Origin of the sequence: Streptomyces sp. NPDC008313, from assembly GCF_042956125.1 — a bacterium.
Classification (GTDB): Bacteria; Actinomycetota; Actinomycetes; order Streptomycetales; family Streptomycetaceae; genus Streptomyces.
The window spans coordinates 15,249-27,429 of the sequence record NZ_JBIBFR010000031.1; the positions used below are offsets into that span (position 1 = coordinate 15,249).

At 69.9% G+C, this 12,181-nt stretch carries 10 protein-coding genes and 2 tRNA genes; 3 read left to right on the forward strand and 9 right to left on the reverse strand.

The genetic code is table 11. The features are described 5' to 3' along the window. Positions 1-17: 17 nt before the first annotated feature. The 3 genes from ACFY93_RS30885 to ACFY93_RS30895 form a co-directional block, all read right to left on the reverse strand. Positions 18-1,955, reverse strand: coding sequence for a galactose oxidase-like domain-containing protein (locus tag ACFY93_RS30885; RefSeq protein ID WP_391365137.1), 1,938 nt, complete (start codon positions 1,953-1,955; stop codon positions 18-20). Beyond that, positions 1,952-3,943 carry a glycosyltransferase gene (locus ACFY93_RS30890; RefSeq protein WP_391365139.1) on the reverse strand — a complete coding sequence of 664 codons (1,992 nt, stop codon included), beginning with the start codon at positions 3,941-3,943 and terminating at the stop codon, positions 1,952-1,954. Before ACFY93_RS30890 ends, ACFY93_RS30885 begins: the two co-directional genes overlap by 4 nt. Before the next feature lie 646 nt (positions 3,944-4,589). After that, positions 4,590-4,663, reverse strand: a tRNA-Lys gene (locus ACFY93_RS30895). A 203-nt stretch (positions 4,664-4,866) separates the two neighbouring features. Here ACFY93_RS30895 and ACFY93_RS30900 point away from each other — a divergent pair. Together ACFY93_RS30900 and ACFY93_RS30905 are read left to right on the forward strand one after the other, a co-directional pair. After that, a complete protein-coding gene (locus ACFY93_RS30900) occupies positions 4,867-6,126 on the forward strand; it encodes an SPFH domain-containing protein (protein WP_391365141.1) in 1,260 nt (419 codons plus the stop codon). Positions 6,127-6,342: 216 nt separating this feature from the next. Then, complete coding sequence (locus ACFY93_RS30905) at positions 6,343-6,957, forward strand: lytic polysaccharide monooxygenase (protein ID WP_391365143.1); 615 nt, start codon at positions 6,343-6,345, stop codon at positions 6,955-6,957. A gap of 151 nt (positions 6,958-7,108) precedes the next feature. Here ACFY93_RS30905 and ACFY93_RS30910 read toward each other — a convergent pair. From ACFY93_RS30910 to ehuB, 6 genes are all read right to left on the reverse strand, one after another. Continuing rightward, a tRNA-Lys gene (locus ACFY93_RS30910) sits at positions 7,109-7,182 on the reverse strand. Positions 7,183-7,310: 128 nt separating this feature from the next. Beyond that, positions 7,311-8,063 carry an IclR family transcriptional regulator C-terminal domain-containing protein gene (locus tag ACFY93_RS30915; protein ID WP_391365145.1) on the reverse strand — a complete coding sequence of 251 codons (753 nt, stop codon included), beginning with the start codon at positions 8,061-8,063 and terminating at the stop codon, positions 7,311-7,313. Positions 8,064-8,406: 343 nt separating this feature from the next. Next, a complete protein-coding gene (gene ehuA, locus ACFY93_RS30920; protein WP_391365224.1) occupies positions 8,407-9,177 on the reverse strand; it encodes an ectoine/hydroxyectoine ABC transporter ATP-binding protein EhuA in 771 nt (256 codons plus the stop codon). A gap of 52 nt (positions 9,178-9,229) precedes the next feature. Then, positions 9,230-9,880, reverse strand: coding sequence for an ectoine/hydroxyectoine ABC transporter permease subunit EhuD (gene ehuD / locus ACFY93_RS30925; protein WP_391365147.1), 651 nt, complete (start codon positions 9,878-9,880; stop codon positions 9,230-9,232). Continuing rightward, positions 9,877-10,644 (reverse strand): ectoine/hydroxyectoine ABC transporter permease subunit EhuC, encoded by a 768-nt coding sequence (gene ehuC / locus ACFY93_RS30930; RefSeq protein WP_391365149.1) that lies wholly within the window; start codon positions 10,642-10,644, stop codon positions 9,877-9,879. Before ehuC ends, ehuD begins: the two co-directional genes overlap by 4 nt. Then, positions 10,641-11,555 (reverse strand): ectoine/hydroxyectoine ABC transporter substrate-binding protein EhuB, encoded by a 915-nt coding sequence (gene ehuB, locus ACFY93_RS30935; protein WP_391365151.1) that lies wholly within the window; start codon positions 11,553-11,555, stop codon positions 10,641-10,643. Before ehuB ends, ehuC begins: the two co-directional genes overlap by 4 nt. Before the next feature lie 128 nt (positions 11,556-11,683). Between ehuB and ACFY93_RS30940 the strand changes: the two genes are divergently transcribed. Then, complete coding sequence (locus ACFY93_RS30940; RefSeq protein WP_391365153.1) at positions 11,684-12,178, forward strand: DUF3830 family protein; 495 nt, start codon at positions 11,684-11,686, stop codon at positions 12,176-12,178. Positions 12,179-12,181: the final 3 nt, after the last annotated feature.

A 12,181-nucleotide genomic window follows, 5' to 3' on the forward strand; every position in this document is an offset into this window, starting at 1 on the left:
TCAGTGCGCCGCCGGGATCAGGGCACCCTGACCCACCGCGCCGTGCTCGGTGTCCCCTGGCCGTCCGTCACGAACAGCATGTACCAGCCCGACTCGACCAGGTTGCGGTTGGACGGGACCGTGATCTCGATGCCGCCGTCCTTCTTCCTCAGGTCCAGGGCGATGGACCGCTGGTCGACGTCGGTGACGTGCGTCGACGCGCTCGGCCGGATGAGGCGGGCCGACCTGATCGACGAGGGGCGGGCCGTCCTGTACGTCGCCGAGCCGCCGCGCGCGATCGTCCTCGGGCCCCCGGTGAGCGAGGGGCGCTCGCCGTGGAAGAGGTACGGCGGCGTGTAGATCTCCACGCGCTGCTCGAACGTACCGGGCTCGGTGTCGGCCTCGTCCGCGTAGAGCGAGTCGGAGCCGAAGAACATCACCCGGCCGTCCGGCAGCAGGATCGAGCCCGAGTGGTAGTTGCGGCCCACCAGCGGGTCGGCGACGCGCTCGAACCGGTTGCTCCCCGCGTCGTAGATCCGCGCCTGGAGGATGTTGGAGTCGCCGCGTCCCCGGTAGTCCTCGGAGCCGCCCGAGACCAGCACCGTGTCGTCGGGCAGGATCGAGGACTGCGGGTAGCGGGTGCCCTTCTCCAGCGCGGGGCCGTCCACGAAGTGCGGGTCGTCCGCCTTCAGGTCGACGATCCGGGTCTTCCTGCTGGACTTGGTGGACTCGCCGACCCCGCCCCCGCCGACGACCATGTACTTCTCGTCCTGCGCGGGCGGCAGCAGCACCGTCCCGGAGGTCTCCAGCATGTCCGGGTCGCTCATGCCGGGGACCCTGGTGAACTTGTTCGTCTCCATGTCCCAGACGCCGGGCTCGCGGCCGACGTCGTCGGGGCCGTAGCCCGCGTTCGAACCGGAGTAGAAGAGCTTGCCGTTCCGCATCAGGGAGATCGCCGGATAGGTCGGGAACTGCCGGACGCCCTTGGTGTACGTCCACTTCCGGGTCTTCGGGTCGAAGACCTCGTTCTTGCCCGGGACCAGCTGGCCGATCTCGTCCAGGCCGGACAGGCTGAGGACCTTGCCGTCGCCGAGCGTGGTCAGCGTCGGGTACCAGCGGGCCTCGTTCATCGGGTCGACCTTGATGTACTTCTCGGCGACCGGATCGAACTCGTAGGCGTCACGGATTCCCTGGAAGTCCTTCTTGTCCAGGGCGAGTTTCTGCGCGATGCCGTACGTGTTGCGGGCGTCCGAGCCGGACAGGCCCCGCACCCGGTAGTTGTCCTGGGTGCCCGTCTCGTACCTGGCGCCGCTCCTCTGCGCCTCGACGTAGATGCGGCCGAGCCCCGGGTCGTTGCGGACGAAGGCGCCGGTCCGCTTGTCGAAGACCTTCTTGGCTCGCGGGACGAGCACCGGGTCCTTGGAGACGAACGTCTTGTGGTTCTTCCTACCGGTGAACTTCGTGCCGGCGGGCAGTGTGATCGGCGTGTCCGGGTTCTCGTTGTGCACCACCATCAGGCCACCGGCCTTGGTGATGTCGCCCTTCAGCTTCTCGTACCGCTTGGTGCCGCCGGCGATCAGCAGATTGCCGTTGGCCAGCTGGGTGTGGCCGGTGCAGAACAGGTCGTTCGGCGTGGGGATCTTCTTGATGGTCCCCTTCACCGGGTCCCAGATCCGGGTGTCGAACTTCTTCGCGTCGAAATTGTCCTGGTTGTTTCCCGAACCGGCGATCATGAGAATCCTGCCGGTGTGCAGCAGAGCGGCGTGAATGGTGTTCAGCCGGTATTTCTCCGGGAACCGGACTATCTCCCATTTTCCGTTCGCGGCCTTGTACTCGGGCTTGTCGATCTTGTACTGGTGGTATTTCTCCGTCCCGAAGCGGTAGAGCCACGGTCCGTTCATCCCGGCCAGTGCGAGAACCGCCGCCGCGCCTATTGCGAGGCGACGGGCACGACGACGTCCGGCACGGTCTTTCATTTCTTACGTCCCCCGAGAGCGATCCGCATGGTCTGTTCGTCTCCCCCGCCGCCGACCTCGCCGACCTCGCCGACCTCGCCGGCCCCGGCCCGCGCGGGGACCGGGGCGTCGGCGGGCGCCGGGCGTGACGGGTCCGGGCCGGCGGGTGCCTCGCGTGTGCTGGGTGCGCCGGGTGCGCTGGGCTGCCGCGCGGGCGCGCGCCTCTTATTCTCCTGGCGCAGCGACCAGCGCCACGCGAGGATCGGCGACGCGGTGACCAGCAGGGCGAACGTCGCCCAGGTGATCATCGCGGGATGGTGGTGGCCGAGGGCGAAGGAGGCGGCGATCGACCCGGCGAAGACCACGATGAAGAAGAGGTGGATCCGGAACGTTCCGAACAGCGTGTCCGGGCTCGCCGAATCGCCCTTGGGGGTCACCACGAACGTGCTCTTGCGGCGCAGCACGGCGTCCATCAGCGAGCGTGCGTAGACCGGCGCCGACAGCGCGGACATCACCATGCCGGCGACCCCGCCCGAACCCTCGGGCTCGTGCGGCGAGACGTTGTGCCGGCGGTTCCAGACGTACAGGCCGATCTGCAGCGCCGAGGCGTTGCCGTACAGCATCAGCCAGACCGTCGGGTCGATGTTCACACCCGAGGCGCCCAGACCCAGGAACAGCGTGCAACTCAGCGCCGCCAGGATCCAGTTCAGGGCCGACATGGGGTAGAAGATGATCATCATCGTGTAGTTGAGGAGCTTGCCCGGCGGCAGCGAGTACCAGCCCTTCCAGTACTGCTTGAGGATCGTCTCGTACGTCCCCCGCGACCAGCGCAGCTGCTGGGTGAAGAAGTCCGTCCAGGCGTTGGGGCCCTCGCCGACGGCGAGCACGTCGGGCGTGTAGACCGAGCGCCACGTGCGGCCGGTCGCCGGATTGCGGTGACGGTGGATCTCGAAGCCCGTCGCCATGTCCTCGGTGATCGAGTCGTACAGCCCGCCGATCTGCTTCAGCGCGCTGATGCGTACGGCGTTGGACGTACCCACGAACATCGGTGCGCCGTAGGCGTTCCCGGCCCGCTGGACCAGGGCGTGGAAGAGGAACTGCTGCGACTCGGCCGCCTTGGTGATGGGATTGTCGTAGTTGCCGTAGACCTGCGGGCCGATGACGAAACCGACGTCGGGGTCGCGGAAGTAACCGAGCATCCGCTCCAGGTAGTTGGGCAGCGGCACATGGTCGGTGTCGACCGAGGCGAAGAAGTCGTACGCGTCACCGTGGGCGGCCAGCCAGGCGTTGTAGTTGCCGTGCTTGGTCCTGGCGCGGTGCGGGCCCTTGGGCCGGTTCCACTCGGCGACGCCCTTGCGGGAGAAGTGACGCACGCCCAGGCGCTCGCAGACCGCCTTCACGTCGGCGTCGTCGCCCTCGTCGAGCAGCCAGACGTGCACCGGGCCCCGGTGGCGGATCCTGACGGCCGCCTCCAGGGTCTTCGTCACCATCTCCAGCGGCTCCTTGCCGGGCACGAAGGAGGTGAGGAAGGCGACTCGCGTGCCGGTCTCGGGCACCACCGGGACCGGATCGCGGGCGACCAGCGTGGCGTGCGCGTTCGACAGCACGTTCATGCAGCGGAAGAACTTGATCAGACCGATCGAGATCAGCATCACGACGTCGAGCGCGGGCAGGAAGCCGTAGGCGGGGTGGTCCCGTTCGGTCCAGTGCCCGGGCTGCAGGAGCCAGGCCAGCAGGATCAGGGACAGCAGGGGCGTCGCGCCCAGCATGAGCGCGGCCCGTACGCGGTGCGGCTCCTGCGAGAGCAGCGAGCGGTACCGCACGGTGTACGGCTTCCCGGGGTCCGGCTCGGTGAGCGGGCCCGCGAGCCGGCTGTAGTGCTCGTAGTCGTATCGGGGCAGCGGCCCCGCGAGCCGCGGAAGTCCGCCGGTCCGGTGTGACGGCGGCCTGATCCGGGTGGTCTGTGAAGGGTCGAATTCCTGTCGGGCGCCCGTCGGCGTCGACGTCATGAGTCATCCCCCCGCACGCAGAGAACTGCGTGGTCGTCGGTCCAGTCGCCCGCTGGGGAGCCCTCGGCCTTCGCGGACGGTCAATGGCAGGCAGGGCCCCCACGCCACCCACGCCATATGGACATGGAATACCGCCCTCCCAGTCGCATGATGCCCCCCTCGGCATCTCTTTCGTGAACGGATTTCCATTCCCGTCACGCATACGGCGGCCGGCTGATATCCCGAGCTCCGTCTGCCGCAAAAAGCATGCAACAGCGGCCCTTCGACGATCAGGGTTCTACCCTTTCCGTCGTGATCGCAAGACTCGAAAGGAGGCATTTACCGGTCAAAGCGCCCCAGCGGAGCGAGAGTTGATGGAGATTGGTGCTGTTGAGTCACTCCGTGTACGGAAGTTGTCGAAGTGCTCCCGTATGGCCCACCGCGCCCATGCGTCGCCCGTGCCCGGTCCCGGCCGTGTCCGGACCGAATCCCCGGAGTGCGCGGTTCGCCAAGGAGAACGTAAAAGGAACGTTCCGGTGGAGTGGCGGGGGTGGCGTGAAACAGGCGGTCGGCCCGGCCGTACCCGCGCGTCGCGCGCCCTTCGGTGCCCCGGGTTCCGGACATGCCAAAAAGGCCCCCTCTGTCAAGAGGAGGCCTTTTCACCAGGTGCGCCGCCAGGGACTCGAACCCCGGACCCGCTGATTAAGAGTCAGCTGCTCTAACCAACTGAGCTAGCGGCGCCTGCTGACCAGAGAACTCTACCCGACCGATCGGGGTGCTCCCGCCGCGCGCGCCACCCCCGCACCGCCGCGCGCCCTTCCGGAGGATCCCGGGCATTCCCGTACATCATTCGGACCGTCAGCATGCGCCGGCCGGTGTCAGTTGAGAAGCTGGCGAATATGCAGAAACACGGGCATTTCCGGCTGGAGTGTGAGGGGAACCGTATGGACGCTCCGGTGTTCGAAGGATCGGACGGGGCGTCCTCGCGGCCCCGGCGGGCGGACGGCGCACCGGACGGCGGCACCCGGCCCGCCCCGGCCCGGGTGATCCACACCGAGGCGACCACCGAGATCCCCGTCCACCTGCTCTTCCGGGACGAGGCCGGACCCGTCCGGGTGCCGGCGGCACCCGCCGTCGTGGGGCGCCGGCGGGGTACGGGGGAGCAGCCGAGGGTGGCCGGGCCAGCCCCCGTGCGGCAGGGCACGGCGGCCGGGCCCGGCGTGGAGCTGGTGGAGCGGCCCGCGCGGGTGCTGCCCGGGGCGGCCGGGGTGGCGGCCGGGGCCTGCGGTGTGGCCGGGTGCGCGCTCGCGTCCTGGTGGGCGGGGGTGCTGCCCGCCGCCCTGACGCAGGCGCTCGCGCTGCCGGGACCGGCCGTCGGTGCCGCGCTCGGCCCCGCCCAGTGGGCCGCGTACGCCGGAGCGGCGGTGCTCGGGCTGGCCGGCTTCGGCGGGCTCGCCCGGGGCCGGACCGGGCGGGCGTGGGTCCTCGACCTCTTCGGCCGCTACCGGGGCACCGTGCGGCGCACCGGGCTGATGTGGGTCAACCCGCTGCTGCTGCGCCGCCGGGTGGACGTGCGGCCGCGGCACTGGCGCAGCGAGCCGCTGGCGGTGTGCGACGCGAACGGGATCGCGCTGCGGGTGGTCGTGCTCGTCGCCTGGCGGGTGAAGGACACCGCGCGGGCCGTGCTCGGGGTCGAGGATCACGAGGGGTATCTGCGCGCGTGTGTGGAGGCGGCGCTCTCCCGGGTGTTCTCCCGGCTGCCCGCCGACGTGCCGCAGGGCGTGGACGGACGGGCCCGCGCCGGCCGCCCGGGCTTCGCCGCCCGCACCGGTCTCGGTTCCGCGGCGGGCGGACGGGCCGCCTCGCTGCGGGACGCGGAGGCGGTCGGCGACGCGCTCACCCGGCAGGTGGCGGCGGACGCGGCGACGGCCGGACTCGAGGTGCTCTCGGCGCAGCCGATCTCCCTCGACTACGCGCCGGAGGTCGCCACCGTCATGCGGCGCCGCAGGGCCGCCGCGCTGGACGCCCAGCACCGCGACACCGTGCTCGCCTCGGTCGTCGACTCGGTCGAGGACACGGTGACCCGGCTGACCACGCGCGGCCTGGTCGCCCTCGACGACAGCGAACGCAGGGCGCTGGTGCGGGACCTGACGGTGGCGTTCTACGCGGGACGCGGGGGAGAGGCGGTACGGGACGAGGGGTGAGCCGCCCCGGAGCGCGAGGAGGGGGCCGCCCCCGAGGGCGAGGGATGAGCCGCCCCGGAGGCGGGGGGCCGGTGACCGGGTGCGCCGAAGCCGGTGCCGCGATTGGTATGGACATGTTCAACAGTCAGCAATAATCTGGAACTTGGTCTAGACCTGAACATCGCGCGCTCGGCTCTCCGGAAACTCCCCCACGTATCCGTCCTCCAGGAGCGGCACATGCGAATACGGACGACCAGAAAAGCCAAGTGGTACGCGGCCGTGCTCGGCCTGACCACCGCCGGGGCCTTCGCCTTCTCGGCCGGTGGCGCGAGCGGCCACGGCTACACCGACCTCCCCGTCAGCCGGCAGAAGCTCTGTGCCAACGGCACGGTCAGCGGCTGCGGCGCCATCCAGTGGGAGCCGCAGAGCGTCGAGGGGCCCAAGGGCTTCCCGGCGGCGGGCCCCGCCGACGGCCACATCTGCTCGGCGAACCACGGGAACTTCGGCGCCCTCGACAGTCCCACCGCACCCTCGGGCGGCGCCTGGCCCACGACCCGCGTCACCGGCGGACAGAGCTACACCTTCCGGTGGCAGTTCACCGCACGGCACTCCACGACCGACTTCAGGTACTACATCACCCGCAACGGCTGGAACCAGAACCACGCACTGACCCGCGCGGACCTCGAGACCGCGCCGTTCCTGACCGTCCCCTACCGCGGGCAGCCGCCCGCGACGCTCTCCCACTCCGGCACCCTGCCGTCGGGGAAGAGCGGGCACCACGTCATCCTCGCGGTGTGGACGATCGCGGACACGGGCAACGCGTTCTACGCCTGCTCGGACGTCACGTTCTGAGACCGGGTGACCTGAACCGGCGGGCGCTCCGGGCGACCGGCCCCGGCCAGGCACTCCGGGTGATCGCATCCGGCGGCCACTCGGGGTGACCGGATCCGTTCCCGGTCCGGAAACGCGGAAGGCCTCCGCTCGCGCGGAGGCCTTCCTTCTGTGCGCCGCCAGGGACTCGAACCCCGGACCCGCTGATTAAGAGTCAGCTGCTCTAACCAACTGAGCTAGCGGCGCATGACTCCCGCCTCCCGCTTCCGCGGTCGGCGACAGAGAAAATACTACCTGGTCCGAGGGGGTGCTTCCGACCACCCGAGGGGACACGCGCGGTGATCGCCGGCTCACCGGTCCGGTGGCCGGAGCGGTCAGATCGCCAGGGACAGCAGCACCGGGGCCGCACCCCGGTTCAGGGTGTCCGCGGCGCGGCGCAGCCGGTGCGCGTGCTCGACCGGGAGGGAGAGGGCGAGGCAGCCGACGGAGGCGCCCGCGGTGACCGGGACGGCCGCGCACACCGTGCCGACCGCGTACTCCTGGAGGTCGAGCACCGGCACCGTGGGCGGCTGGGCGGCGAGCCGGGACAGCAGCAGCCGCTCGTCGGTGATCGTCCGCGAGGTGAGACGGGCCATCTTGTGGCGGGCGAGATGGTCGCGGCGGCCGTTGAGGTCGAGCTGGCCCAGCAGGCTCTTGCCGACGGCGCTGGCGTGCGCGGAGTGCCGGAAGTCGACCCACTCGTTGACCGCGGGAGCCGAAGGGCCCTGGGCGCACTGGGTGACGTGCACCTCGCCGTCGATGTAGCGGCTGAGGTAGACCGCGGCGCCCACCGAGTCCCGCAGCCGGTCGAGGGTGTGCTGCAGCTTCTCGCGCAGCGCCTGGTCGCGGCCGTGCGCCGAGGCGAGCCGGCCGAGGGTGGCCCCGGCGACGTACGCCCCGTCGGCGACCTGCTCGACGTACCCCTCCCGGCGGAGCATCCGCAACAGCGGGGTCAGCCGCTCGGACCGCAGGCCGGTGCTGCGGGTGAGCTCGGCCCCGGTCACGCCCGAGGGGTGCCGTGCCACCGTCTCCAGGGCGCGCAGGGCGTCCTGCGCCGAGTGGTACGGCGCGGTCGGTTCGAGCCTCACAGCAACTCACCTCGCAGTGGTGCACCGGGTACGCCCGCAGGTGCCGCCCACGGCCGGGCCGGGACGCGCGCGGACGCGCGCACGCGGCGCTGCCTGAAGGCGCTCTCCACGATAGACCTCAACAGGTCTGTGACAAGCGCGTGTTGGTGAACTCGGGGGGCGCGTTCCACGCCTCTCAGCAGGAACGCGCCACCCTGGCATATGCCTCTGTCATGACCCGGGCGCCGGACCTCGTACGTCATCCGCGGCACCGCACCAGCGCCGGTCGTCCGGCCACCGGGCCTGCCGCGGTGCGGCCACCGACCCGGTCACCGGGCCTCCTGCGGTGCCTCCACCGTCCCGGTCACAGCACCGCGCTGAGGAACTCCCGGGTCCGCTCGTGCTCGGGCTCGTTGAAGATCTTCTCGGGGGAGCCCGCCTCCAGGACGCGGCCCGAGTCGAACATCAGCACCTGGTCCGAGATGTCCCGGGCGAAGTTCATCTCGTGGGTCACACACAGCATCGTGATGTCGGTGGTGCGCGCGATGTCCCGCAGCACGTCCAGCACCCCGGCGACCAGCTCGGGGTCGAGCGCCGACGTCACCTCGTCGAGGAGCAGGACCTGCGGACGCATCGCCAGCGCCCGCGCGATCGCCACCCGCTGCTGCTGCCCGCCGGACAGCTGTGTCGGGTACGCGTCGCACTTGTCGGCGAGGCCCACCAGCTCCAGCAGCTCGCGTGCCCGCTGCTCCGCCTCGTCCTTCGACAGCCCGAGGACGGTGACCGGCGCCTCCGTGATGTTGCGCAGCACCTTCATGTTCGGGAAGAGGTTGAACTGCTGGAACACCATCCCGATGTTCTTGCGGACCTCGCGTATGTGCTTCTCGCCGGCCGGGACCAGCTTCCCGTTGCGCTCCTCGTGGGTCAGATACTCGCCGCCCACCCTGATCGTGCCCTCGTCGGGCTTGGCCAGGGTCATCAGCAGACGCAGGATCGTCGTCTTGCCGGAACCCGACGGGCCGATCAGCGTCACGTGCTTGCCGGAGTCGACGGAGAAGTCGAGCCCGTCCAGGACCGTGTTGTCCCCGAAGCGCTTGGTGACCTTGTCGAAGCGGATCAGCTCGCTGCCGTCCACCTTCGGGTTGGCGTTCGCGTCGGGATCCTTCGTCAGAGGGGTGTCAGGGGTGTCAGCGGACAAGACGACGCTCCAGGGCTCGCATGAGGAGGGAAGCCGGATAGGAAATGAGGATGAAGGCCACGCCGATGACCGTGAGGGGCTCGGTGAACTGGAAGTGCTGCTGCGAGAACAGCCGCGCCTCCCCGAGCATCTCCAGGACGGTGATCGCCATCAGCAGAGGCGTGTCCTTGAGCATCGAGATGACGTAGTTGCCCAGCGCGGGCACCACCCGGCGGATCGCCTGCGGCAGGATCACCGCGGTCCAGGTGTGCCGCACGGGCAGGTTCAGTGCCGTGGCCGCTTCCCACTGGCCGACGGGCACGCCCTCGATGCCGGCCCGGTAGACCTGCATCGTGTACGTCGAGTAGTGCAGACCGATCGCGACGACACCGGTCGTCAGCGCGGAGAACGTGATGTCCCACTCGGGCAGCACGTAGAAGAGGAAGAACAACTGCACCAGCAGCGGGGTGTTGCGGATGAACTCCGTGACCACCCCGACCGGCCAGCGCACCCAGCGGGTCGGCGTGCGCATCAGCAGCGCCCACACCAGACCGAGGGCGAAGGAGATCAGCGAACCGAGCACCAGCGCCTGGAGGGTGACCACCAGGCCGTCCCAGAAGTGCGGCATGAAGTCACCGACCGCGTCCCAGTCCCACGTCATGAGGCACCTCCGCCCACCGCGCCGACTCCCGTACTCCCCGTACTCCCGGCGGTCAGCGGCTCCTGCCGGGGGACACCGCCCGAGGCGCCCTTGCCGGACCGCGCCTTACCGGGGCCGCCCTTGCCGACCCCTGCCTTGAGCCGCTTCTCCAGGCCGCGCATGAGCCGCGTCAGCAGGAAGGCGATCACGAAGTAGATCAGCAGGATGTACGTGTAGATCTCGTCGCTCTCCTGCAGCGCGAGGCGCACCAGCTTGCCGCTGAACGTCAGGTCGCCCATGCCCATGATGGACACCAGGGCCGTGCCCTTGAGCAGCTCGATCAGCAGGTTCGAGAACGGCGGGATCATCTCCGGCACCGCCTGCGGCAGCAGGATCAGCCGCAGCCGCTGCCACGGCGTGAAGCTGAGCGCGACCCCGGCCTCCCGCTGCGCCGGGTCCACCGCGTTCAGGGCGCCGCGCACGACCTCGGAGCCGTACGCCCCGTACGTCAGGCCGAGCGCCAGCGTGCCCGCCCACATCGGGACGAGCTGCCAGCCGAAGGCCACGGGCAGCACGAAGTACACCCAGAAGATCATGATCAGCGCGGAGGTACCGCGGAACACCTCGGTGTAGAAGCCCGCGAGGAAGCGGACGATCCACAGCCGGGAGGTACGCGCCACACCCACGGCGAAGGAGACCGCGCCGCCGAGCAGCGCGCTGAAGAACAGCAGCTGGAGGGTGACCCAGATGCCCTTCAGTACGAGTTCCCAGAGTCCCGAGGTCATCCGCGGCAGAGCTCCTTCGCGGTCATGTCGGTCATCTCGTTCTCGGTGAAGCCGAACGGCCGCAGGATGCGGAACAGCTCGCCGCTGTCCTTCATCTTCCGCAGCTCGCGGTTGAACCCGTCCCGGAGGTTCGTCTCGTTCGGGCGGAACGCGAAACCGCCGCCGTCCACGTGCTTCTCGCCGTCCACGATCGGCGCGAACGGCTCGGTGGCCTCGGCCTTGCGGGACTTCTTGACGACCTCGCGGGCGGTCAGCGCCGTCCCCGCGAAGACGTCGGCGCGGCCCGCCTCGACGGCGTTCAGCCCGGCCACCTGGTCCGGCACGATCAGGATGTCGCTCTGCTTGTACCCGGCGTCGACGGCGTACTGGATCTCCGCGTAGCCGGTGCCCGTGGCGAACTTGGCCTTCGCCTTGACGACGTCCTCGTAGTTGCGCAGGTTCTTCGGGTTGCCCTTGCGCACGATGAACGCGTCGAGCATCTGGTAGTCCGGGTCGGAGAAGATGACCTGTTCGCAGCGCTCCGGGTTGATGTACATCCCGGCGGAGACGACGTCGAACTGCTGGGAGTTGAGCCCCGGAATCAGGGAACCGAACTCTGTGGGCACCGCCTGCACGCGGTCGACGCCCAGACGCTTGAAGATGACCTTCGCGAGCTCCGGCGCCTCACCGGTCAGCTCGCCGTCCTTGTCGATGTAGCCGAAGGGGATCTCGCCGGCTATGCCCAGCCGCGCGACGCCCTGCGCCCTGAGCCGGTCGAGGAGTTCACCGCCCTCGGTGTCCGACGCCGTGGCCACCCGGCTGCACCCGGCCGCGCCCAGCGCTCCCACGGCACCGAGCGCCGAGGCACCCGCGAGCAGCGCCCGTCTGCCGATTCGGCGTTTCTCTGCGTTGTTCCCATGTGGTGGAGCCATGGGCGCGCGGCTACCCGAGACGATGCAAATCATTCGGATTAATTTCAGCCCCTCGTTCGCCCCTCCTCCCCACCCCTCCCCGACCTGTCGGCCCAGGCGCTCTTGACCGCGGCGGGACCATGGAGTGCATGGCTGATCGCTACATCGAGGTGTCCCTGGTCAAGCGGGGCGTCACCTGCACGGCGAAGCTGCTCGACGACAAGGCCCCGATCACCTGCGCGGCGGTGTGGGACGCGCTGCCCCTCGGCGGCGACGTCTACCACGCGAAATACGCCCGCAACGAGATCTACGCCCTCTTCCCCCCGTTCGCCGCATCCGAGCCACCCCTGGAGAACCCGACCGTAACGCCCATCCCGGGCGACCTGTGCTATTTCTCCTTCGCGGGAACGGAACTGGCCACCGGGGCCTACGGCTACGACACCGAGGTCCGCCCCGGCACCACCCTCGTCGACCTCGCCCTCTTCTACGAGCGCAACAACCTCCTCCTCAACGGAGACGTCGGCTGGGTCCCCGGCATCGTCTGGGGCCAGGTCGTCGACGGCCTCGACACCATGGCCGAGGCCTGCAACGACCTGTGGCGCGCGGGGGCGCTGGGGGAGACGCTGCGGTTCCGGCGGGGTTAGGGG

Bases quoted from the DNA above. Each gene is read 5' to 3' on its own strand.
- ACFY93_RS30885 (WP_391365137.1), bottom strand. From the start codon at position 1,955: ATGAAAGACCGTGCCGGACGTCGTCGTGCCCGTCGCCTCGCAATAGGC.
- ACFY93_RS30890 (WP_391365139.1), bottom strand. From the start codon at position 3,943: ATGACGTCGACGCCGACGGGCGCCCGACAGGAATTCGACCCTTCACAG.
- ACFY93_RS30900 (WP_391365141.1), top strand. From the start codon at position 4,867: ATGGACGCTCCGGTGTTCGAAGGATCGGACGGGGCGTCCTCGCGGCCC.
- ACFY93_RS30905 (WP_391365143.1), top strand. From the start codon at position 6,343: ATGCGAATACGGACGACCAGAAAAGCCAAGTGGTACGCGGCCGTGCTC.
- ehuD (WP_391365147.1), bottom strand. From the start codon at position 9,880: ATGACGTGGGACTGGGACGCGGTCGGTGACTTCATGCCGCACTTCTGG.
- ehuC (WP_391365149.1), bottom strand. From the start codon at position 10,644: ATGACCTCGGGACTCTGGGAACTCGTACTGAAGGGCATCTGGGTCACC.
- ehuB (WP_391365151.1), bottom strand. From the start codon at position 11,555: ATGGCTCCACCACATGGGAACAACGCAGAGAAACGCCGAATCGGCAGA.
- ACFY93_RS30940 (WP_391365153.1), top strand. From the start codon at position 11,684: ATGGCTGATCGCTACATCGAGGTGTCCCTGGTCAAGCGGGGCGTCACC.